The organism is Lactococcus protaetiae, assembly GCF_006965445.1.
GTDB classification, from domain to species: domain Bacteria; phylum Bacillota; class Bacilli; order Lactobacillales; family Streptococcaceae; genus Lactococcus; species Lactococcus protaetiae.
Map to the genome: position 1 here is coordinate 2,190,858 of NZ_CP041356.1, position 23,828 is coordinate 2,214,685.

Genomic DNA, 23,828 nt, shown 5'->3' on the forward strand with positions numbered 1-23,828 from the left:
TATCTGCGTCATGATATACGTTTATTGATGACTGGTTCATTAGTTAACATTGAAATGAAGTACATTTTAGTAAGTTCAGTATAGAAACTTTATCAAAGCTTAGTGCATGCTAATACTCCGACCTCTTAGGTCGGAGATAAAGCAGCACTAAGCTTTGAATTTCGTCCGACTGAATTCAGTGGCAAGTTGAAACTCCCACTGAGTAAGTCTTGACTTTATTCATAAATTCTTGAATCATCTTCTTCATCTTCTTTATATTTTGTTGGAAAAATACATAGAATATACGTAATCAATGTGATGATATTAAATAATAAGCCCAAATTTCCCAAAAAACTATTGTGAATGAAAGAATTGATAACCACGATAAAAGCACTTAAACCAAAAATAATTGCAATCCACCAAGGCATTCCTGCATCACTTAGTCGTCTTGCAGTCAGGCTAATATTTGGAATAAGGACAAGCAAACCTACAATTGCAATAATAACACTGACTGCAAATAAACTGCCTGTGGGTTTTAATGATAAATCTAAAACTTTTTGTCTCATTTCATTTTGTGAAAGCGATGATGATTTCCCTAAAACTTCGCTCACTTGAGGAATCATTGTAAAAAATCGAATTCCGTTAAGGATGGCGAAGATAATGGCATTGACGAGAAAAACCCACCAATAGTCTGAACGGCTTGAGTAACTTTGGAAATCGACTGATTTCTTCCAATATTTAATATAAGCTTTAATCATAGGTTACCAGTACAAACTCAATTAATATTATTCATATTATTGAGTTTGTTTCCTTTCATTTTATAAGTTTCTTAGTTTACATGCACTGACGAGTTTCTGTCAGCAACCAATTATTTTGTCAGCAAGCGTTTTGCTTGCGCGAGCGCTTCTTCTGTCAAGTCATCGCCCGCAAGCATTTTAGCAATTTCATTGACACGTTCCTCAAACTTGAGTTTTCTTACTGTCGAAGTAGTTACATCATTTGTGGAGGCTTTTTCAATATAAAATTGAGTATCTGCAATAGCAACAACTTGTGGAAGGTGAGAAATCGCTAAAACCTGACCACTTTTCGCTATTTTATAAATTTTATTGGCAATTGCCTGAGCAACACGTCCCGATACACCTGTATCTACCTCATCAAATACAATTGATGTTTTGTTTTCACGTCTTGAAAAACTGGATTTAATCGCTAGCATCAATCTAGAAAGCTCACCACCTGATGCCGTTTTAGCTAGTGGTTTAAATCCTTCTCCTGGATTGGTTTGAATAAAAAATTCAATATGCTCATTACCAAGCGATGAAAACTTAGCTTTCTCAAAATTGACTCTAAAATCAGCTTTCTCCATATACAAATCAGCAAGTTCATGCTTGATATCTCGTTCAAGCTCTGTTGCTATCTTTTGCCGCTCTTGATTTAACACCTGGCTGGCTTCTATCAACTCATTTTGTGCTGATTTTACGGCCTGCTCTAGCCACTCTGAATCATGCTCAGAGCCTGTCAGTTCTGACAATTCTAACTGTACTTTTTCTAGATAATTGACGACATCGGTCAATTCTGGACCATACTTTTTACGCAAAGTGTTAAGCGTCATTATCCGGTCTTCGATTTGCAAAAGCTCTGACGGATTAAATTCAAGAGCATCCATAACACGGCGAATTTGACTCGCAACATCTTCAAGAATGTAATAACTTTCCGCTGTTTTGTCAGCAAGTTCTTGATATTCATTATCAAAATTGCTAATGCTATCAAGTTCTGTCATTGTTGTCCGAATATTGTTAAGACTAGAGTAATCTCCATCCTCATCATCCAAAGCTAGAGCGGCTGTGCTTAAAGCTTCCGCGATATTTTTAATATTATTTAACTTTTCTCGGCGTCCAGCGAGAGACTCATCGTCAATCAAATTTATCGCTGCTGCTTCGATTTCTTCTTCCTGAAATTGGAGGATTTCAATCCGCTTGGCAAATTCTTGCTCATTTTTTTGTCTGGTTGTCAATTGTTGACGAAGATTTTTAAATTGTTCAAATTTCTCTTGGTAACTATTTTTTATTTTTTCAAAATTTTCGTCCCCAAATTCATCAAGTAAATGCAGATGACTTTTAGGGTTCATTAATTCTTGACTGTCATGCTGACCATGAATATCAACAAGAAATTCACCAATCTCACGCAAAGTTGTCAGATTAACCATTTGTCCATTGATTCGACAAACTGAGCGACCATTAGCAAAAATTTCACGTCTAAGAATAATCTCATGGTGAACATCTTCAAAACCAAGCGCTGTCAGTGCTGACAGAAGTTCGGGGGCCTTCTCAAAGAAGAACAATCCTTCTATCTCAGCTTTCATCGCACCATGACGGACAAAATCTGTTGACGAACGTCCTCCAAGAGCAAACTCATTGCATCAATAATAATTGATTTCCCCGCTCCTGTTTCTCCCGTCAAAATCGTCATTCCATTTTCAAAAGAAAGGTGAATTTCTTCAATAATTGCAAAATTCTTGATTGAAATTTCTTGTAACATCTTACCTCCGAATCTTTGTTATAACTCAATTTCTGAACATTTTCCATTTAGCAGTAGAGGACGACTTTAAAAGCCAAATCATTTACTGACAGAACGTCTGTCAGTAAATCGGGAAAGTTGTCAGCGTACTGACAGCCTTTCTTTTGCAGATGAAAACTTCAAGTGTCCTAAACATTGCGATATTTGCAGGTGGATTATATCACATATTTCACACTTCTCTCTGTTGCTTGTCTATATCTCATCTGTTTTGCAAATCAATAAAAATGGCATTCCACTTTATTTAGACAATCAGTGATTCGTAGACCTTCTTAGCTTCATCATGTGTTTCAAAAATAACTAGAACACTATCATCATCTGTAGTTATTGAAAAAATTTCTGATTCGCATTCTTGTAATAAATATTTTTTCACAAGACTTGTCGTTCCAGGATTTGTACAAAGTGCAATCATGCTCTCATGAATTTTCACCTTAGTAATTGCATCAAAGGCAAGTGCTTTATGCAAACTTGACTGTAGAGCTTCATTATTTTTAGGCAAATCATAACGATAACCTCCAGTTTCAGCTGGAACTTTGATCAAAGCAAGAGATTTTATATCTCGTGAAATGGTTGCCTGAGTCACATCAATTTGATGCGCAAGCAGCCGTGATACAAGTTCTTCTTGCGTTTTAATTTCATTTTCTTTGATGAGATTTGCAATAAAGTTTAAACGTTCTTCTCTTTTCATAGTTTCTCGCTCTCTTCTTGTAAAACTGATTCAATATTGACTGTATTTGCAATTTCACCTTTTCCGTCTTTGGTCAAATGAACCAAAAATTCAATATTCCCTGCCCCACCCTTAATGGGCGAAAAAGTGAGATTTTGTACCGAAAATCCTAATTTTGTTGCTGTTTTTAATACTTTCTCAATCGTCATTTTGTGGACTTTAGGCTCTTTAATAATTCCATTTTTGCCCACCTGCTCACGACCTGCCTCAAACTGCGGTTTAATCAAAGCCACCACATTGCCACCCTCACGCAGAATGTCATAAAGTGGCGGTAAAATCAAGTCCAAGCTGATAAAGCTGACATCAATAGAGCTAAATTCTGGTTGCCCTGCCGTAAAATCCTCTAGCTGTGCATTGCGGAAATTAAACTGTTCCATGACAAACACACGTTCATCATTCCTGATTTTCCAAGCCAGTTGATTTGTTCCGACATCAAGGGCATAGACTCGTTTCGCTCCATTTTGCAGCATCACATCCGTAAAACCACCTGTGGAGCTGCCGATGTCAAGGCAAATCTGATCTGAAACAGACAATTCAAATTCACGCAAAGCTTTCTCAAGCTTCAAACCACCTCGACTGACATACTTTAACTTTTCGCCTTTGAGCCGTAACTCCGTCCCATCGTCAATCTTCTGACCTGGTTTGTCAAAGCGCTCCCCATTTTTACTATCTACAACGAGTCCCGCCATCACACCGCGTTTTGCCTGCTCTCGCGTTTCAAACAGCCCTTGATTTGTCGCTAGAACATCTACTCTTTCTTTCATTCTTGTCTTTCTTTATTATACGTATTTTATTTGAAAATGTAACCTTATAACTCTTTTTTCATGATAAATAAATTTTATTTCACTTCCAACTGATTAATGATTTTAAAAATATCGCTTCCATCAGTAACGCCAAGCTCTGTCAGCAACTTTTTAGCCACTGACAGCTTTTCTGTCAGTTGGTTTTTCGCGCCATCAAGCCCTAAAAGTGCGACATAAGTTGATTTTTCTTCAAGAATGTCTTTCCCTGGCGTTTTGCCGATTTCCTCAAAACTTGCGGTCACATCTAAAATATCATCACGAATTTGAAAAGCAAGTCCCAACGCCGCGCCAACTTCACGAAGTCGCTCAAGCTCTCCTTCTGATTTGTCAGCAATAATACCGCTCGCCACAAAGGGGAAGGTCAGCAGACGTCCTGTTTTCAGGCGATGAATTTGCTCAATTTGATCCAAACTCAGCGTTTCTCCCTCGCCGTCCATATCAAGCACTTGTCCTGCCACCATGCCAAAACTTCCAGAGGCAAAACTTAGCTCCTGCACCAGTTTAACGAGCTTTTCCGCAGGTAATTCAGCACTTGTCAAGACATAAAAAGGGTCAAAAAACAAGCTATCTCCTGCCAAAATCGCCGTTGCTTCATCAAATTTCTTGTGATTGGTGAGCTTTCCGCGCCGATAATCATCATTGTCCATCGCTGGCAAATCATCATGAATCAAAGAGCCCGTGTGAATCATCTCAAGACTTGCCGCCACAAGATAATGCGCCGAAGTCAGCTCAAGTCCAAAACCTTCAAGCAAGTCCAAAAATAGCAAGGGACGAATCCGCTTGCCGCCAGCCATCAATGAATAGACCGTCGCAGCCGACAAATGCGCAGGAATCTGCTTTTCCTGATAAAATGCTGTTAAAATATGCTCTAACTTCTCAATCTTCGTGTTCATTACTACTATTATAGCAAAAATCACGATTTTTAGTCGTGATTTTTTGAGTTTATCAGATAATTTACATTACTTTTTCATAGTTGAAAACATTACTCCACTTTTAGTTCTGTATCAACTTTAGGGGATATTGCTTTCCCAAAAGTAACCCCAACAATGATAATGACACATATATTATTAATAATAAGTATGGTATCTGCGCCAAAAGTTTGGGAAAGAAATCCAGTATAAAGTGTTCCAAGCGTGATTGCTAATTTCCCAAGAAATGAATTAAATCCAAAAAATCGGCTTTGATATTCCAAAACAACCTCGCTTTGATAAAGTGAAATAATTGGAACATTAATTAAAATCGTAACAAATCCTAAAACAACTTCTAGTACTAAAAATATCAGTAAAAAGAGAAGTTTATTTATACCTATCATTGTGATTGAAGCAACCCCAATAATAATCATAACGATACTATCTAGGATAAATAATCTTGGTAAAAATGGTTTTAGATTTGGTGTTTTCTTTAAAATTATAAGCCCTGAAAGCGCCACTCCAATCATAAATGCCACCTCAACCATTCCGAATAATTGATTTGAAATATGATATTTTTGAATTAATATTCCTGGATTGATAATATCGCCTCCAGAAGCGACAAAAAAATTAAGCGAAGCGCTAAGTAAAACCATATTTAAAACGATTCTATTTTGCTGAATAGGACGAATACCGTTTTTCATATTGACAAAAAAGCTCGTCTTACTTTTACTATTTTGTTTTCTTCTGGTATAGGATAGCTGTGTCATAAACCCACTAGAAATCAAATATAAAATTCCACCGAGAAGAACAATCATCTTAAATCCAAAGCATCCGTAAATGACCGTTCCCAGTATTGGCGCTCCAAAACCAGAAATATTATCAATCAAACTCTTCATGCCATTATACTTTTCAAGTTCTTCCCTAGAAACGATCTCCGTGAATAAAACTTTTGAAGCAAGTTCTGATGTATCAGCACTAATTGTAATTAATATTGCAAACATTCCCAACAAAAAAAGCGAAGGAAACTTAATGCTTATCAATAAAATAAATTGTCCTACAAAAAGAAAACTTGAAATTAAAAGAAAAAATGAAATAATCTTTTGTTTAGAAAATTTTTCAATCCATGTGCCGATAAAAGGAATGAACAACATTGATGGGAGCATAACGATTGCAAAAAATACACCCGAAAGTCGTAAAGAGCCATGAAGTTGAAGTATAAACAATGGGAGTACGATAGGATACATTGCTTGAGTAAATTCTGAGCAAACTCGTGAAGCAAAAAGAAATTTTATATTTCGTGTCATTTTGTTTTTTTCCCTTCTTTTTTAACTTAATCTCCAACCCTTTGGGCTACGTTGTCGATGCACCACAGGTATCCATTCGCTCTAAGCCGCTAAAGCAGCAAGGCGAAATGGTTCGCTACGGTGCTACGTGCTTCGAACGGTCTATGCAACTTCGTTGCTCCGCTGTCCATTTGCTTAACTGCTAAAGCAGTAAGAGCAAAAGGCAAAGCACCTAGTCGCAATCGCAATTCCTCCCTCTTAAAGGTGGTGGGATAAGCAGCACTATCTCCGCTTAGCTATGCTCTCCATTCGCTCTATCTCCGTTTCACTGCGCTGTCGATTCTCGCTACGGCACGAATGTGCCTAATCGAAGTCGCAACTCGCTAAAGCGATAAGGCGAAGTAGCAAGCTCTGCTTTTGTTCTACTGCCCTAGGGTCTTAGCGCTTTAGCGATTGCGATTTGAGCTTGTTGCTTTAGCAACTTAGCGAAATCGACAGCGGAGCAAAGCGAGATAGACTTCAGGGACAGGTGACCTCATATCTTTGATGTGAGGTTGTGCCCTAACATTGGTAGTGGAAAAAAATCCTCTACCAATGAAGTAATCACTTCAACAAAAAATCAACAGTCATAGATAGCTGTTGATAGTTTAGCATTTTGAGTTGAGTAAAAACTAAGTAATTCTCATATATGAAAAATGTTTATAAATCTTCTATTTCTTGATATAGGCTAGTCGCTTCTTTTGAATAACCATATTTTTCTAAATCTCTTGCGCAATCAAGCATGACTCCTTTCCCAGATGTATCTCCCTGTAAATAACGATACCAGCCCTCATGATAGCGAAGTGTAATCGCTTCATCAAAAAATTCAATCCCTATCCCTATCGTCTTAACACGATTTATATAAATCAATGCCTGACCAAGATTACGCCTACAAAGCCATGTATCTACCAAATTAAGCATTGTTCGAAGTACCATTTGCTGATTAAGATGAATATTTTTATAAAAACTTGACTTTTCAAAAATGGTATCTCCATAATACTTCAACATCCCATCATCTAAATAATGCTGACAGATGCTAAATAACCATAATTCGTACCTTCCCCACTGGCTAACGGCCTCAAGGTAATGTTCTAAAAATTGAATTTCTTCTTTGAAAGGGATTCCACCCGCTGTTTGAGCTAAGGCCACACTTGTTGCCATTTTATTTAACACATTTTCTTTTTTCTGTGGCTCATTTTTCTCTTTTTCACTCCAGTAATTTAACCACTTTTTGATTTTATTGAGATCATGTTCTCGGTGCGCTGCTCCGAGTTCTTTATGAAAAACGTAATCTTCTGACATTGTATAATTTTCATAGACATCAAAAAATTCATCTAAATATATCTTGGAATTCTTTAGAATGACAAAAAACTTATCTACAGTCAAGCTTGTTTCTCCACGCTCAAACTTAGACTGCTGACTAAAAGAAAACTCTCCTGCTGTTACATCTTTAAGTGTTAAATTTTTTGCTTCTCTCAACATTAAAAAGGTGGGGCCAACTTTTTTATCCATTTTTTCTCTCATTTTTCATATATTCGAATGAAGTTAAGACTTATTCAGTGGGAGTTTCGTAAAACATTTGTCCATTTTCTCTAGTCGCTAAAGCGACTGATAAAAAAAGAAACTCACCACTGAATTTAAGGTACAACCTCACATCTTCGATATGAGATCACACCCCCGCTTCGCTTCGTTATCCATTCGCTCTAAGCGACTACAGTCGCAAGGCGAAGTGGTCTTGTCCAAGAAGCCTAGGAGCTAAAAGCGCCAAGGTCCTGTGACAGTCGGACGAAATTCAAAAATCTCCATTCCAATCAGGTGCTTTGCCTTTTGCTCTTACTGCTTTAGCAGTTAAGCAAACGGACAGCGGAACGACGAAGTTGCGGAGACCGTTCGCAGAACGGCGTACGAAGCACGTAGCGCCGTAGCGAACCATTTAGCGAATGGATACCTGTGGTGCATCGACAGCGTAGTCGCAAGGCGGAGATAGCACGCACTTGCTTCGATAAATTATACACCTTTCTCAGTAAATTATCAGAAATTACGCTATATTGTTGTTATTTGGCGCTCAATATTAACGATTGACTCTAATAAATCTTGATACTTTCAAAAAGAATTAAATAAAAATCACAGCCAAAACTGTGATTTTTGAGTTTTCTCAATCATTTATAACGCGTTTTCATGACATTACTAGCAAGCGCTTGGATGTTTTTCAGCGTGCGCTCTTTTTCCATTGCTTCTGCTAAGCTCAATGCTGAGCGCTGAATGGAGTATGATGCGAGCAAGACCTCATTCATCTCACCCAAATCATCGCCCAGTGCGCCACAAAAGGCAAGGGTTGGAACATGATATTTTTCGGCAATTTTTGCCATGCCGTAGGGAACTTTGCCGTTCGCCGTCTGGAAATCCATGCGCCCTTCGCCTGTGATGACGAGGTCTGCGTTTTTCACTTCCTCTTCAATGCCGAGAAGAGCGGCGATTTTGGGAAATCCTGCTTCGATGATACCACCAAGCATTGCGATAGCGCCGCCAAGTCCGCCTGCAGCACCTGTGCCTGCAATTGTCTGCAGGTCAATGCCGTACTGCACTTTGACTTGCGCTGCGACTTTTTGTGCCTCTTGGTCTTGTTGCGCCAAAATTTCGGTTGTGCCACCTTTTTGCTTGCCAAAAAACTTAGCATAGCCTGCCTCGCCTGCGTAAACGTTGGTCACATCAGCAAGTCCAGTGATTTTCACATTTTTAAGCACAGGTAAATGCTCAAATGAACCACCTAGCCCTTGCAACAATCCCAGTCCACCGTCTGATGTGCCCGTACCGCCCAGACTGAGCATGATTTCAGTTGCTCCACGATTTTTCGCATCGATGAAAAGGGCAGCTAAACCGCGTGTAGTCGCCTGTTGAATGGTTTCAGCAGACGGTGTGATTTTGTCAATGCCGACGACTTCTGCGGCTTCGATGACCGCGAGCTGGTCTGCGAGCAAGTAGCTTGCTTCGATAGGACGCTCCAGCAAGTCCACTGTTTCAACGGCAATCAACTCTCCGCCAATTCCGTGTTGAAGTGCTGAAATCGTGCCTTCGCCACCGTCTGCAATTTCAAAAGTCGTGACATTGGCAGCTGGAAAAGCAGACAAAATGCCTGCTTTCACTGCGTCATTTAGCTCTGCGGAAGTCGCTGAGCCTTTAAAACTGTCGATTGCTACTACTATTTTCATTTTATTCTTTCTAGGTTCGGACTGCCACGAACTCAGCACGCTGTTCACAAAGTCGCTTTTAATACTGTTTAATTTCTAAATGTATCATTTAGAAATTAAAGTTTGCGTTCCACGCAAACCACTCCTTGCGCAAGCGCAAGGCAGTATATTTGTAGTTCATCTATTAAATCTGTTGCGCAGATTTAGAGGTGAACTAGTTTAACTTTCATTAAAAGTGAATAAACAACTTGGCTCACTGTGCCTGAGTTCGCAAGCGGGCAATCCTCACACCGAAATTCTCACTGTGATGACTTGATTGGGCTTGACTGTACCGTCAAATGTGCGGTCGCGGATGACTTCTTTGAGCGAATGAAGCACGTAGTGGTCAAAGCCTGCTAGTTCTAGTTTAACAGATTTTTGGCTTGGATTGTAAAATCTTGCCAAGATTTCGCCTGTGTTTTCAGATTTTTTGACCGTTGACAAGACCAAATCATGATTTTCTGCGCTAAACATCGAATAGCGACAAGGCGTGATTTGCTTGCTTTTATTGAGTTTCATCGCGTGGAAAGGCATTTGGTTATAACTTTCGACTTTGGCATGATAAATTTTTTCAGCTTGTGCAACCTCGACCGCCGAATTTGCAAAGGTCAGCGCCAAATCAAGCGTGAGCTTACCCAACATCTGTGAATCTGGCGTTGGTAATTTGATACCTGATGGTCGTCCTGGACGGCGGTGGAGTTCTTCCTTGCCCAGCACACCGACTGAGCGCAAGACCGTGATGGCAATCGTGTCAAACTGCTGACCGACAATTTCGTATTCTCTTGATGAATTTGTCAGCACTGCCACAGCGTGCTGGTCGTCCTCCAGCCCAACCAGTCCCAAGAATGGATAAATCGCGTCAGGTCGCTCGTCCCAGCCCTCAGCCTCCCAATAGGCCAACGCGTCATCGACCACAGGACGGCGAATCGTGCCAAATTGGTTGCTGGCAAAGCTCATGCTTGACGCAATCCCAGTCGGTATCAGCAGGCGCAGGCGGTGGTCTTTTGCAGTATTTTCTATGGTCAATTCAACTTTAATGATGGGCGAATGTTTTTCGACAAAGAGTTTCAAACTGACAGGAATTTTGACAATGCTGTCAGTACGCTGACGGCTTTCTGTCAGTTCTGACGGCACTTCAAATTCATAATCTGAGGTCAAGATAAATTCATTTTCATACTCTAAAATTTTGACACTAGCCTGAGCTTGAGCGATGGACGAAATCGGAATTTCGTCAGCCAGCGGTGAAAAATCGTATTCGTCGCCGTCATCTGCTGTATCGTCCAGACTGAAAACATTTTCGTAAGTGCGCTTTGACTTTCTGTCAGTGATGTTGACCGTGCCGTCAGCATTTCCTATCAGCTCAAAATAATCTGTCAGTAGCTTGTCAGTAGGCTGACCAGTCAGCTCAGGGCGCGTAGCTTCACTGACATAAAGTAGCTCGTAGCCCATGGCTGGCAGCTCGCGCATCAGCTCAATTTCGTATTGGAAAAAGGGTTCATAGTTGCCATAATGCACGATTTGACGGTCAATCAGCCCCGGGTCAAGCTCACTGACAGCACGCAAGGCATAACTGACAGGATTTCCGTCAACATCTATCAGCTCAAAGCCTCCCCAGCGTGTCGTGACAAGGGTTTTGACCAGTCTGTCCGTTGCGTAAGGCAAAAAATTGAAAATCCCCAGCTTGTCAAATCCTGCCTTGTCAGGCGTTGCTTCGACGATTTTGCGCTTGTAAAAGTCAATCAAGCGGTCGCAGCGCTCCTCAGCTTCTTGGTAGCGCGCCTTGATTTCACGGTGAACTTTGTCCGAGCAGCACGCCCCATGGAGTCGTGTGCATGATTTTTCAGAAGCAATTTCCAGATGACCTCAACCAAGCCATGCTCATATGAAAATCCAAGGTCAAATGCCATAGACATCAAGGGTTCAAGCACATTGGTCAGCTTGTTTTCAATGCGCGTATTCATCGCTTTCAGGTCTTGCCGCTGTGCGAAAATCGAGCGGTGCACGCGTGAATATTTGCCGTCAATAAATTCGCCATGCAAAGTATCCAGATTTTCATGTTTTTCGATTTCTTCAAAGACATTTTCATAGCGTGACAAGAAAAATTCACGGTCAGGGTAAATTTCATTAAGCTGCGCCAAAATCTCGAAAATATTTTGCTGAATCGGCATTTGGTCATGACCATTTGGCAATAATTCGGTCGCACCTGTTGCACCCTTATCCAGCACTTTGAAATACTTATCCAGTCGCTCTTTCAGGGCATCTGGCTCTGTTGGCAAATATTTCCCAATCGCATAACCCAGCGGAAAGAGCTGCACCAAGACACGCGAACCGTCGTCAGATTCCCAGTAAAACTCAGTCTTATCTGTGCCATGACGCTCCGAAACCCCGCGCCAAAAAATCGAATATTGAATGTCAAACTGATTTAAAATCATCGGCATTTGCGACGTCTGCCCGAAAGAATCAGGAATGTAGCCAATCGCCATCGGTTGCCCCAGCTCAATGCAGTCTTTGTAGCCGTAGAGGAGATTGCGCGTAATGGACTCAGCGCCTGTCGTCATCTCATCGGTTTGCGACACCCAAGGGCCGACAATTAGGCGCCCAGCCTGCACCAACTTCCGCACGCGCGCCTTATTTTCAGGCTTGACCTCAAAATAATCCTCTAAAACCGCCGTCTGACCGTCCAGCACATAGCTTGGATAATCAGGATTGGACTCCAGCATTTCCATGATTTCGTCCATATTATTAACCAGTAAAATCTGGCTTTCTTCCGTTGAGAAATACCACTCTCTGTCCCAATGCATATGTGGGACAACGTGAACACGTTTTTTCATAATAAGATGTGAGGCCGACTGTTCTGAAATGATGAAAATTAGGACTTAAATAGTCCAGTAGACTATTTAACCCAAAAGTAGAGCAGACAAGTGGTTCTGCGCTTGAAGCACTACTTCAAGGTTGCAAATAGAATTTGCAAAGCAAATTTCATTCGTAAAGGCAGGTTCCATTCTGTCTATTTTCACTCACTCCAAAGAAGCCGAACTCAATTCCTTTCTAATCTTTATGCAACTTTACGCAATTTCGCTTGACGCGTAACAATCAAAAGAATTGTAGAAACAGCTGCTCCAAGAATCGCTGCTCCAAACCAAACTAAATCAGCTGTCCAAATATTCGAACCTCCCTGAAGTAATGCCAAAGAGAAAATACCTGCTCCTGGAACATTTAACCCAATGTTAGCCGATGCAACGATACTTCCTGTTACCAAAGAACCTGCAATAAATGAACCTAACACCCGAATCGGATCTCCCATAGCAACAGGAATTGCACCTTCAGTAATTCCTGCAAAACCTAAAATCCAAGTTTGCGTTCCAATCTCACGCTCCTCTGGTGTCCAAATATCTTTTCTGATGAACATTGCCGCAGATAAACTGAAAGCAGAGACCATTTTAACAGAGGCAAAAATTGCATAAGGGATAAAGTTACCAGAAGCCATTGCCCCAATACAGAAAGCGTAAGCTGCTTTATTGACAGGACCACCGAGGTCAAAACTAACCATTGCCCCAATAATTGCGCCAAGCAAAAGTGCATTTGTTCCCTGCATTGATTTTAAAAAGTCAAGGAGTGCAGTATTAAGCCAAGCAACAGGTTGACCAATGATAAAAAGCATTAAAATCGCGGTAATTAAAGTACCTACCACAGGATAGACCCAAAAAGTTACAAAACCTTTAAAAATTCCTTTTGTTTTAATATGGCTCTTCATCCATTTCATCAAAAATCCTGCAACAAGACCTCCTAACATCCCACCAAGGAAGCCCGAATTAATGGCAGTTGCAGCAAGACCAGCCGCAAAACCAGGAGCAAGACCAGGCTTATCTGCGATAGAATAAGCCATATAAGCCGAAAGGATAGGTACCATCAAGACAGAAAGCATATTTCCGCCAAGCGTTTTAAGTGTAAATAACCAGAAGTTATTAACTGCTGGCGCAATTGGGGTCGCCATAAGATTTTGTAAATGGAAAATCTGTGTTGCCATCACAGCAAATGCCCCAATCATCCCGCCTGCAATGATAACAGGAATAATGTAAGAAATCCCTGTCAATACCGCGTCTTTAACTTCTGTCCAAAAATTCTTTTCTTGGATGTCATTGTTTTCAATCTCATCGTCATAAGATGGAGTATAGTTCTCAGCTTTTAAGAGTAGGTCACTGATGACCTTATCTGCGTTTTTTATAGGTTCTGCGACTTTGACATCAATTTTAGGTAGTTTTTTGAATCTTTCTAGTTCTTTGAGCGCCACATCATGAGCGAAGATAATCCCGACTGCATGGTTGATATCTTTTAGCGTGATACGGTCTTCGATCCCATTTGCTCCCTGCTTTTCAACTTTAGCAGTATAGCCAAGCTCTACCGCTTTCTTGGAAATTGCTTCGGCTGCCATATAGGTATGCGCAATACCTGCTGCACAAGCGGTAATACCAAGAATTAATCCCTTATTTTCTTCTGATGCTGAAACTATTTTTTCATCTGCTGTTGAGAGGATTTTTAGAAGTTCAGAAGGATTTGACGCTGTTTTGATTTTCTCTAAATAATTACTATCGCCCAGTCGAGTCGCGAGTTCTGCAAGCAAGTCTAGGTGTGTACTTCCTGCTTCTGTTTCTGGAATCGCAAGTACAAAAAGTATATCCACACGACTTTCTGTATTCAACGACGGGTACTCTGCTGCTATTAATGGTTTTTTTAATCTAATTACAGCAAAAGCTGCTTGCTTCACTGTAACTGACTTTCCATGAGGAATAGCCAGACCATTTTCAAAACCTGTCACTCCCATACTTTCACGGTCATATAGCGCCTGTTTAAAGTCTGCTGCTTTCTCAACCACACCTTGCTGCACAAACTTTTGAGCAATAAACTCAAAAATTTCTTCTTTTGTAGTGAAGGATTGATTGAGAAAAATCAAATGTTCAGATGTTGCCGCTGATAAATTCATGATAACCTCCAATAAGCTTGAGTCCAGAACTTAAAAACGATAAAAAGTGAAATTTATGCACAAAATATCAGCTCATATCGCTATTGCCCTAATCGTTACTCTTAGGTGTCCTTGCACTCAGTTTTAATTTATTTTTCTATAAATTTATCTTATCATGAGAAAAGCGCTTCCCAAAAATTCTGGGAAAAAAGAAAGGCTTTACACGAAAGCCTCTAAAATTGGTGTAATTTTACACGGGAATCTTGTTAATCAATTGGTGGTTTTATTATTTATATCGAAATTGAACTCATAAATTAAAGCAATTTTTATTTCAAAAAAGCCTGAAATAGACTATGCATCACAATCAATATTGGTGTTTTATCCGTGACATCGTAGTTATCAACGATTTCTTTTTCTGTATAACAAAAAAGTGAAATATCTGAAAGTCGTGCTAGTCGATTATCTGTCAAATTAGTCAAACTAATGATTGTATGCCCTAGTTTTTTCGCATGATTTGCTAAGTCAATCACAGAATCTGTTTCTCCTGATAGGCTGATAAAAAAGAAAATTTCTTGCTCCGCGTGTTCCATCCGATGTCTGAGTTTATTTGGGTAGGTATAAAACAAAAATTTATCATCTAAGGCGTAGAAATTATCCACACAAATTTTGGCGACAAGTCCTGTCTGACCCACTGCATAAAAATTGACCGCTTTAGCCTTTTTGAAAGCCGAGATTACCTTTGTTTCACGCGCCTTATCTATCAAATCAATATTTTTTAACAGAAGCGCTGCTTGGGGTTAGAAGGCAGTTTTTTATCTGTTATTTCATGTCTTAACTCAGCTTTTAACTCTGAAAAACCCTTATAGCCTAGTTTATGACAAAAACGCGTGATTGTATTTGGCACGGTATAAATCGTTTGAGCTAGATGAACAATTTTCATCTCAACAACTTCTTCTTTATGCTTGAGAATATAATCTACAAGGTCATCTTCAAGTTCTGTTAATTTATAATCAAAATTTATGGTACGGCTTTCAAAATTCATATCTCCCTTATTGTAACCTGTTTCACTAAAATTAGTCAAGGCTTATCCAAACATACTGATAAGGATTTAGCGTTCCTGAGAATACAGTTTGTGTGATAATATCAAGCCCTGAGAGCGAAAGTGTAACAATTTCATCACTGATATTGATGATTGAAACCAAGTTTTTTTTACCATATTCGCGCTTCAATGCAAAGACTCGTTCTCCAAAATCCAAAATCTCCTGATTGCCATAAGGGTTAAAAGCTCTTTCATTTTTCCTGACTTTGAGAAGTTGAGAGAGTTTTTCGTAAATTTGTTTTCGTTCAGGATTGTTTTCAAGTTCGGCATAAAGTTTGCTTTTGTCTAGTTTTTCACGGTTGATTCGCCTTGCTATTCCTGTTTCTTGGACGGCTTTTTGGTCATTTCTTGAGCCGAAAATGGAGTGATAATAAATGGCAGGAACACCGAGAAAACTCAGTAAAATCGCGTGTGCAGCGAGTAGCTTCTCGGCTGAGCCAAGTGCTGAGAGGTAGTTGATATTCAGCTCATAGGGCGACTGACTGCCGTCAGGATTGTTCTTGTAGCTGACTTTCCCGCCGTTTTTCAGCACTTCTTCTGCGATTTCATCTCGTTCCTTATTGCTCAAAATGTCCTCAACAGGGCGTAGCCCAATGCCGTCATGACTGGCGAGGAAGTTGAAATAAGTGGCGCTGTCTGACACAGGTTTTATCGTTTTTGCCCAGTTGGTCAGTGCTGACGAATTTCCTGAAATGAAACTGTGCAAAACCAGCGGTGGCAAGGGAAACTGATAGACCATGTTTGCCTCGTCCGTGCCCTTGCCAAAATAGCTGATGTTGTCAGCGTGCGGCACATTGGTCTCGGTGATGATTTGGACATTTGGTGCAAGTGTATCAAGGAGTGTGCGCCAGAGCTTGATAACTTCGTGGGTTTGCGGCAGGTGCATTGAGGTCGTGCCAGATTGTTTCCAGAGAAAGCCGATGGCGTCCAGTCGGATAGAACTTGCACCGCGCGCCACGTATTCGAGTAGGACTTCGGTCAGGCGTGCTAGCATTTTCGGGTCATGTGCATTGGTATCGACTTGGTCAGCGGAAAAAGTGGTCCAGACTTTTTTGCCGTCAATTTCTGTAAATAGTGGGCTGGTGCGTGGTCGCGTTGTTTTTGAGCTGTCAAAATTTTCGTCAAAGCTGATGAAAGCGTTTTTAAAATTTTCATCTTCTGTCAAAAATTTCTGAAACCATTTTGATGATTTTGACAGATGATTGCAGACAAAATCAAACATCAAACGGCGCTCCTGCGCCAGATTTTCCACATCAGACCAATCGCCAAAATCAGGATTAATCTGCAAATAATCGACCACCGAAAAGCCGTCGTCGCTCGTGTAGGGGAACATCGGCAGGATATGAATGTCAGTAAAATCAGGCAATTTCTCCGTCACAACATCACGCAAAACCGCCAGCGGCGCGCGCGTCCCTCTCGAAAACTATCGCCGTAAGTAATCAAATAAGTCGTCTGCTCACTTACTTTTTCAACATTTTTTTGCAGATTTGTTTTTGAAATCAGGTCGGCAAAAAGCGATTTTGCCACTGACAGATTGCTGTCAGTATAGATTTTTTCTAAATGTAAATTGATTTTTTCTTGTAAGTTCAAAGTTTTATCTCCAAATTCGCAAAGTCTTTGGCTGTCAGCACTGACCGCTTTTCTGTCAGCATTTCTGACAAGTCAACTTGTGGAAAATCAGGCAATTTGACCGTTTCGTCAGACGGATTGAAGACCCGCAGGACAAAATCGTCAGTTCCTTCTGCTTTTTTGAAAGCTGACACAAATAATTTTTCTGACAAAGTCAATAAATTCAAGCGGCCAGGCAGGTTTTTCATAGCTTCAGGCTGTGGTAATTCAAAGCGCTCCAAACGTTCTTCAAAGGAGTTCAAAGTTTGCAGTTGATAAGTCAGCTGACCGCTCGCAAAGGCTTCTGCCGCATGATATTGCTCCGCTACATCAAGCTTTTCTGCCCATTGATAAGCATAGTCAAAGCACAAATCGCCCAACAGCTGCGCATCTGGCGTTTCCACAACCTTGTTGTTAATTCCTGACGCGCGCCCAGGCCGCCAAGCCAGATCATCTCGTCCAAGCAAGCCCACCGAGCGAAACAGCGTCAAATTCAGGCTGTCAGCCGTCGCCTCATATTCTTTCAGCCCTTTCGTGTAAAGGCTGACCACGCCCGTCGCTTCGGGCACCACGACAAAGCGTTCCAGCGGATAAATCGCCTGCGGACTTTCGACAAAGCCCTCCTCGCGCCAAGTCGCCAGATGAGGATTGACATTTTGCCGTTTTTGCAAGCTAAATCCTTGATCGCCGTAGCTGATTCCCGCTTGATTTTCGCCGTAAAAGCGCACGCGCACCCGATGATTTTCTTGCTGATTCTTGATTTTGTGGGAAATTTTGATGCCTTTTGAGCCTTTTTCAAGTCTGATTTCCGTCAAAATTTCTTGTCCTGCAAGCTCGCAGGAAAGCAACATTGTGCTGGTCAGTGCTGACGATGTTGTTTTGACCAAGCTAAATTTTCCTGAGAAAGTCGGCAGGGCGCCGTCAGCTGGCGAGTAATCGTAAGAGTCGCCTGCGTCTATCGTGTCCTCAAAATCAAACCAATTTGACTTGACAGCACCGTCAGAAAGCCTTGTCAGCACTAGATTTCCCTTGTCAAAACTGACAGAATAGTCTGCGTTAGAAATTTCTGCTGACAGCTTTTCTGTCAGTACTGACGGAGCGCCATTTTCAAGCTCAAAAGTCCGATAACCGAAACCGTCAAATTTGACAGTTGCCAAAATTTCGCTTCGATAATAGCCAGGAATTTCGACCTCGCGCTCGCCGTCAACCGTGACTTTGACCTGTTTACCACCAGAAATGTAATCTTGGCGAATCAAAACCTGCTCAACATTTTTCAGTCGAAGCTTTTTTTCAGCTGTGAAAATCACAAATTTAACCGTTTTCGTGATTTCCTTTGGCAAGAGATTGAAAGCAATCACTGTATTGTCTCCAATGCCGCGCGCAATCTGCTTTTTCAGGATATTGATATAGCCGTCGGCGATACGTTCAATCTTCAACAGGCGATTTTTAATCGCCAAATTCGTCTCGTCAGAATTACAGCCACCGAGCGAATCATGGGCGTGCGCGTCAAATAATTCACGCAAGCAATCATTGATCCAACTTTGCGGATAAGCGCCGCCCAATTTTTCTGTCAGCACTGACAGCGGCTCCAGCTGCTGATAAATTTTTTCTTCCACGCGCGAATTCAGCATTTTCAAATCCACCCGCTGCGAGCGAATCGTGTTGTGAATCCGTGACTTTTGACTGGCTATCAATTCGCCAGAAATCTTGTCAGCTGCACTGTCAAATTTGACAGTTCTCATAAATTCCTCATAATTTGACAAAACAAACTCATAAGGCAAATCTTGCGCATTCAACTCCGCAACCACCTGCGGAAAATACGTGCGCACCAGCACTTGATCCCCACCAGCAGGCAGGAGCAAAGGTTTATTTTCTGGTGTCATCGCTGCCAACTTGTCCAAAATCGGCAACAAAGAATGCTTGACATACTCCTCATCGCTGGCAAGAAATTTTCCAGGTCCATAACCAAAATACAGATTATTCGCCTGAACCGTCTCTCCATTTGGCGCTGCCCAGATAAAATTCAAATCCTTCTCAACTTGCGCATTGTATAGGCCACGTTGCAGGACAGCGTCATTTAGCCCAAAACGCTTGAAAATACTTGGCAGATAAGCATTTTGTCCAAAAATATCAGGCAAATAGCCCACAGACATTGAGCCACCGAGCGCATCAGCGCCCATTTTCCCAAGCAATAAATTACGAATCACAGATTCCGTTTGATTGAGCAAAGTGTCACATTGCGTGTACCAAGGACCAATTTTCAACCGACCGCCTGCAATCAAACGCTCCGCCAATTCACGTTTTTCAGGATATTTGCTAAGAAAATCCTGCATCACGGAATATTGCCCATCAAAAACATAACTTGGAAATTCTTCATGTTCATTCAAAAAATCCAACAAAAAATTCATATTTTGTGACAAAATCACATTGGAATCTTCCTGTGAAAAGTACCACTCACGGTCCCAGTGGCTGTGGGGTACGACATATACTTTACGTTTTTTCATTTTTTTCTTTCTTTTTTTGGAAATTTACTAATAGTGGGTGCTCGCTGGACTATCTCCTTTATTTTCTAAGTGCTGTTTAGTCTCGCTATGCGAGCCGTTACAGTCCTAAGAAAATAATAGTCGAGGATTCCAGCTCCGCGAAGTATCTGCAAGTAAACTTGCTGATACTTCCGCTATTAGTAAATTTCCCTTATCAACCGCTATGCGGAAACTTGGCTTTGCCAAGATTTTTTAAACCCTATAACAAACACCAAAGAAAGGAGAATTTCTTCTCCTTTCCAGCGATTTCAAAGTTAATATTCAACCTTTTCGCCACGGGCTTCGCGTCGTTTAATCAGGGCAAAGCGGACAAAAATATTGAGAAATGCGACAAGGAGTACGCCAACAAGCAAGCCAAGTAAGTAGGCTGGAATATTTGTCACCAAAGGCCAGCCCCAAACGGCAGGCAATGGCAGCCATTGCACCGCACCGAGCGCGACCGCAGTGCAAGAGCCAGCAATCGCACCAATAATATTAATCGGCACCACAATCAAAGGATTACGCAGCATGAAAGGAATCCCACCCTCAGAAATCGCAATGAAACCAAGGATAAATGAAGTACCACCAGCGACACGCAAATCTTCAGGATAAACACGACGACGGACAACAAAGCGGTCAATAATCGTAGATAAACCAAGCCCAATCGGCGGAATGACAATCGCTAAAACACGCGCTGTCAAAGGAAAAGTCTTATCCGCAGCCAAGGCAATATTAATCGCACCAGCCGCTTTATTGACAGGTCCACCAAGGTCAAATGCCGTACAAGCCGCAATAATCGACGACAGAAGCAATTTGCCAGAGCCTGACATTGAGGTAATCCAGTCAGAAATCGCTGCGTTCATTCCACCAAAAACAGGTTGAACCAAAGCAAAATTTAACACAAAGATAATGAAAACAGAAATTCCAGGAATCAAGAACATCGGCTTAATCGCCTGCAAGTTTTTAGAAACCTTGACGTGTTCATTGAGCCATTTCACACAGAAACCAGCAACCAGACCTAAGATTAAAGCCCCAAGAAACCAGATGGAATCGCCCCTTTATTAAAGGCTGCCAGTGAAGCAATCGCAGCATTTGTGCCGTCCACACCAGTAGGCGCAGTCGTCGCAGGAATCCCGATCGATGCCCCCCAAATCGTGAATTGCAGACCACTAGAGAACAAACCGCCCGCAAAACCAGCAACCAAGCCTGTCCGCCCAGCAATCGAATAAGCCACGAACATTCCAAAAATAGGATAAATGAACTTGAGCAAGAGACTACCAAAAGCATAAAGATAGTTGGTGTAAAGGGTCAATCCGCTCGCCGCAGCCGCGCCACCAGGGAAGTAAGCAGCAGACCCCACCGCCGTCATTGGCAAATGCAAAATGTAAGCCCAAACCAAAGTCGCAACCCCATCATCAGCCCAGCAGCCACGAGCAAAGGAATCATGTAAGAAATCCCTGTCATGACTGATGTAGAGAGCGTTTTGAGGAAACTTTGCTTCTGCTCAGGTTCGTCAGTACTGACCGCATTCTCGTCAGCTGGTTGATAATTTTTCGCTTTTTCGAGTAGGTCATGGATGACCTTATCCGCATTTTTGATCGGTTCAGACACAGGCACATCAACCTTTGGCAATTTTGCAAAACGTTCCAGCTCTTGTAGCGCTACATCATGCGCAAAGATAACACCGATGGCTTTGTTGACATCAGTCGCGCTCAAGCGATCCTCAATGCCGTTAGCGCCTTGTTTTTCGACTTTAGCAGTGTAGCCAAGCTCTACCGCTTTCTTGCTGATGCTTTCTGCAGCCATATAAGTATGCGCAATTCCAGCCGCACAAGCGGTAATGCCCAAAATCAAGCCCTTATTTCCAGCTTGAACTGGTGCAATTTTTTCCTCTGTTGTTGCCAATAATTTTAAAATCTCAGCTGAATTGCTCGCTGATTTCACCTTCTTGAAATAATCCGCATCGCCAAGACGCGTCGCAAGCTCTGCCAAAATATCCAAATGCGTGCTACCTGCTTCGCTTTCTGGAATGGCTAGCACAAACAGCGTATCCACTCGATTATTAGGGGCAAGCGAAAGATATTCAGCACTCGCAAGAGGCTTCGCCAACCGAATCACAGCAAAAGTCGCCTTTTTGACTGTACTTGATTTACCATGTGGAATCGCAAGTCCATTTTCAAAGCCCGTCAAGCCTTCATTTTCACGGTCATAGAGCGCCTGCTTATAATCCGCCGCACTTGCAACGACCGCTTCTTCAGCAAATTTCTGAGCCACAAACTCAAAAATTTCTTCCTTCGTCGTAAAAGCTTGATTAACAAAAATCAACTTTTCCGATGTTGCATGAGATAAGTCCATGAGAACCTCCGATAAGATGTGAGTCTGGTCTAAAATACTGTGCTTTAAGCTTAAAATTCAAGAATAGCAGATATCAGATTTTCGTGAACTGCTTTAAAGTGATTAAAATTCGTGATTTTACGTGAAGCTTAAGCCCAATTTATTTTCTTACTTTAGTAAGACAAACTCAATTCATAAATTTTCTATGCTTTTATCTTATCATGAATGTAAACGTTCTTTTATCCAATTTCTGGATAATTGTCCAAAATAAGTAAACGCTTCATTTTTTGTGTTAAAATAATAATATGGGAATATTATTAAACAACTTTCAGAGTCAAATGAAGTATTTGACTGAAAGTGAACTGTCCGTCTTCGTTGAAATAGATAATCGACCAGAAATTCTAATTTCATCAAATTTAACAAAACTATCTGCTGAACTTTTATCATCTAATTCTACAATTATAAGACTTTGCCAAAAATTGGGGTTTACTGGATTCAGTGAATTTCGCTCGGAGATTAAAAAATTAATTGAACAAACAAGGTATAGCGCCCAACCCGATTTACTAAAACGCTACCAATTTTTCTTTAATGAGATTCTACCCAATATTAATCAAGATAAACTCGAATTTTTTGCTGAAAAAATTCACAAATCAAATAATATTTTCATTGTAGGACTTGGATTGACCAAACCTATTGCCGAATATATGTCAAAATACTTATATCAACTTGACCGAGCAGCGATTTATGTTTATGAAAGCCATATGCTTGATTTACTCCCCAATCTTCTTCAACGCTCTGATTTAGTGATTTTTATCTCTGAAAGTGGAGAAACAAAGAGTTTACTCTCATGTGCCTCAAAGGCAGCTCAAAGTGCGGCGACACTTCTTTCTATCACTAATTCCCAGCACAACCCCCTTAATCATACTACTCATATGAGCCTAACTTCACGCATGCCTGAAAATCATTATCATAACTACGATGTCACAAGTCGAGTCTTCCAGACCGCTATCATTGACCTTGTTTTAGATATCTATCTCAATAAATACCTAAAAACTCCCGAATAACGGGAGTTTTGGTTTTATGGCAGAAGCTGAATAGTATTAATAACTTTTTTGTTCTGGTGAGAACTCACTTTCACTATCATCTTTTCCAACAATTTTTACAAGTGTTTCTTCTGCTTCATTGAGTGTTTTTTTCAAGCTTTCAGATAACTTCATTCCTTTTTGAAATTCTGCAATCGCATCTTCCAAAGCGACATCACCCGACTCCAATTTTCGAACAATTGTTTCTAATTCTGCAAGGTTTTCTTCAAATTTTTTCTCTTCTTTTTTAGTTGGCAAGATAGCTCTCCTTATATACTAACTTTAAAATCTAAGTAACAACCGCAATTGACGTCTATTTTTATCAAAGCAAGTGCGTGCTAATCCCCTACCTCTTAGGTAGGGGATAAAGCAGCACTAAGCTTCGAATTTCGTCCGACTGCTCTAGGGCGTTAGTGCTTTAGCACTTAGGCTTCTGGGACAGGGTGACCTCATATCGAAGATGTGAGGTTGTGCCCTAAATTCAGTGGTGAGTTGCCCTTTTATCAGTCGCTTTAGCGACTAGAGAAAATGGACAAATGTTTTACGAAACTCCCACTGAATAAGTCTTGACTTCATTCATCGTCCTCCCATTTGCTCTCGAAAAATTTTCCCATTAAGCAAACAAACAGTAGAGCGAAGATAGAGGCTAGACAAAACAAACGGCGTGCGCCTGCGAGTGTAAT

At 41.1% G+C, this 23,828-nt stretch carries 20 protein-coding genes and 1 pseudogene; 1 reads left to right on the top strand and 20 read right to left on the bottom strand.

Going from position 1 to position 23,828, the window contains the following annotated elements; translation table 11 throughout:
- Nucleotides 1-215: 215 nt before the first annotated feature.
- The 19 genes and pseudogenes from FLP15_RS10535 to FLP15_RS13305 all read right to left on the bottom strand — a co-directional run bounded on the left by FLP15_RS10535 (nt 216) and on the right by FLP15_RS13305 (nt 22,084).
- A complete protein-coding gene (locus FLP15_RS10535) occupies nt 216-737 on the bottom strand; it encodes a DUF805 domain-containing protein (RefSeq protein ID WP_142767080.1) in 522 nt (173 codons plus the stop codon).
- A gap of 110 nt (nt 738-847) precedes the next feature.
- Nucleotides 848-2,514: pseudogene (gene recN, locus FLP15_RS10540) on the bottom strand (DNA repair protein RecN).
- A 280-nt stretch (nt 2,515-2,794) separates the two neighbouring features.
- Nucleotides 2,795-3,238, bottom strand: coding sequence for an arginine repressor (locus FLP15_RS10545; protein WP_142767081.1), 444 nt, complete (start codon nt 3,236-3,238; stop codon nt 2,795-2,797).
- Nucleotides 3,235-4,041: a TlyA family RNA methyltransferase gene (locus FLP15_RS10550; protein ID WP_142767082.1), complete on the bottom strand. Its 807-nt coding sequence runs from the start codon at nt 4,039-4,041 to the stop codon at nt 3,235-3,237. Before FLP15_RS10550 ends, FLP15_RS10545 begins: the two co-directional genes overlap by 4 nt.
- Before the next feature lie 74 nt (nt 4,042-4,115).
- Nucleotides 4,116-4,973: a polyprenyl synthetase family protein gene (locus FLP15_RS10555; RefSeq protein ID WP_142767083.1), complete on the bottom strand. Its 858-nt coding sequence runs from the start codon at nt 4,971-4,973 to the stop codon at nt 4,116-4,118.
- An 89-nt stretch (nt 4,974-5,062) separates the two neighbouring features.
- Nucleotides 5,063-6,295: an MFS transporter gene (locus FLP15_RS10560; RefSeq protein WP_142767084.1), complete on the bottom strand. Its 1,233-nt coding sequence runs from the start codon at nt 6,293-6,295 to the stop codon at nt 5,063-5,065.
- A 678-nt stretch (nt 6,296-6,973) separates the two neighbouring features.
- Nucleotides 6,974-7,825, bottom strand: coding sequence for an Rgg family transcriptional regulator (locus tag FLP15_RS10565; RefSeq protein ID WP_142767085.1), 852 nt, complete (start codon nt 7,823-7,825; stop codon nt 6,974-6,976).
- Between the two features lie 647 nt (nt 7,826-8,472).
- Nucleotides 8,473-9,522, bottom strand: coding sequence for a glycerate kinase family protein (locus FLP15_RS10570; RefSeq protein ID WP_142767086.1), 1,050 nt, complete (start codon nt 9,520-9,522; stop codon nt 8,473-8,475).
- Nucleotides 9,523-9,786: 264 nt separating this feature from the next.
- Nucleotides 9,787-11,283, bottom strand: a complete 1,497-nt coding sequence (locus tag FLP15_RS13270; RefSeq protein WP_223804631.1) for a glycoside hydrolase family 38 C-terminal domain-containing protein — start codon at nt 11,281-11,283, stop codon at nt 9,787-9,789.
- Nucleotides 11,280-12,371 (bottom strand): glycoside hydrolase family 38 N-terminal domain-containing protein, encoded by a 1,092-nt coding sequence (locus FLP15_RS13275; protein WP_142767088.1) that lies wholly within the window; start codon nt 12,369-12,371, stop codon nt 11,280-11,282. Before FLP15_RS13275 ends, FLP15_RS13270 begins: the two co-directional genes overlap by 4 nt.
- Before the next feature lie 224 nt (nt 12,372-12,595).
- The gene (gene mngA, locus FLP15_RS10585; RefSeq protein WP_142767089.1) at nt 12,596-14,521 is read right to left on the bottom strand and encodes a PTS 2-O-a-mannosyl-D-glycerate transporter subunit IIABC; all 1,926 of its coding nucleotides are present in this window, start codon (nt 14,519-14,521) and stop codon (nt 12,596-12,598) included.
- A 305-nt stretch (nt 14,522-14,826) separates the two neighbouring features.
- Nucleotides 14,827-15,264 carry an SIS domain-containing protein gene (locus FLP15_RS13280; RefSeq protein WP_223804632.1) on the bottom strand — a complete coding sequence of 146 codons (438 nt, stop codon included), beginning with the start codon at nt 15,262-15,264 and terminating at the stop codon, nt 14,827-14,829.
- 11 nt (nt 15,265-15,275) lie between these two features.
- Entirely contained in the window at nt 15,276-15,581 is a 306-nt protein-coding gene (locus FLP15_RS13285) for a MurR/RpiR family transcriptional regulator (protein ID WP_223804633.1), read from the bottom strand.
- Nucleotides 15,574-16,977, bottom strand: coding sequence for an alpha-amylase family glycosyl hydrolase (locus tag FLP15_RS10595; protein WP_223804634.1), 1,404 nt, complete (start codon nt 16,975-16,977; stop codon nt 15,574-15,576). Before FLP15_RS10595 ends, FLP15_RS13285 begins: the two co-directional genes overlap by 8 nt.
- A complete protein-coding gene (locus FLP15_RS13290; RefSeq protein ID WP_223804635.1) occupies nt 16,974-17,189 on the bottom strand; it encodes a hypothetical protein in 216 nt (71 codons plus the stop codon). Before FLP15_RS13290 ends, FLP15_RS10595 begins: the two co-directional genes overlap by 4 nt.
- Nucleotides 17,186-19,711 (bottom strand): glycoside hydrolase family 38 N-terminal domain-containing protein, encoded by a 2,526-nt coding sequence (locus FLP15_RS10600; RefSeq protein WP_142767090.1) that lies wholly within the window; start codon nt 19,709-19,711, stop codon nt 17,186-17,188. Before FLP15_RS10600 ends, FLP15_RS13290 begins: the two co-directional genes overlap by 4 nt.
- Before the next feature lie 293 nt (nt 19,712-20,004).
- Nucleotides 20,005-20,727, bottom strand: a complete 723-nt coding sequence (locus FLP15_RS13295; protein WP_223804636.1) for a hypothetical protein — start codon at nt 20,725-20,727, stop codon at nt 20,005-20,007.
- 26 nt (nt 20,728-20,753) lie between these two features.
- Nucleotides 20,754-21,098: a hypothetical protein gene (locus FLP15_RS13300; RefSeq protein WP_223804637.1), complete on the bottom strand. Its 345-nt coding sequence runs from the start codon at nt 21,096-21,098 to the stop codon at nt 20,754-20,756.
- Complete coding sequence (locus tag FLP15_RS13305) at nt 21,095-22,084, bottom strand: fructose PTS transporter subunit IIA (RefSeq protein WP_223804638.1); 990 nt, start codon at nt 22,082-22,084, stop codon at nt 21,095-21,097. Before FLP15_RS13305 ends, FLP15_RS13300 begins: the two co-directional genes overlap by 4 nt.
- Nucleotides 22,085-22,368: 284 nt before the next feature.
- On the opposite strand from FLP15_RS13305, the gene FLP15_RS10610 reads away from it, so the two are divergent.
- Nucleotides 22,369-23,127 carry a MurR/RpiR family transcriptional regulator gene (locus tag FLP15_RS10610; protein ID WP_142767091.1) on the top strand — a complete coding sequence of 253 codons (759 nt, stop codon included), beginning with the start codon at nt 22,369-22,371 and terminating at the stop codon, nt 23,125-23,127.
- Nucleotides 23,128-23,163: 36 nt separating this feature from the next.
- Here FLP15_RS10610 and FLP15_RS10615 read toward each other — a convergent pair whose 3' ends face one another.
- Nucleotides 23,164-23,403: an exodeoxyribonuclease VII small subunit gene (locus tag FLP15_RS10615; protein WP_142767092.1), complete on the bottom strand. Its 240-nt coding sequence runs from the start codon at nt 23,401-23,403 to the stop codon at nt 23,164-23,166.
- Nucleotides 23,404-23,828: the final 425 nt, after the last annotated feature.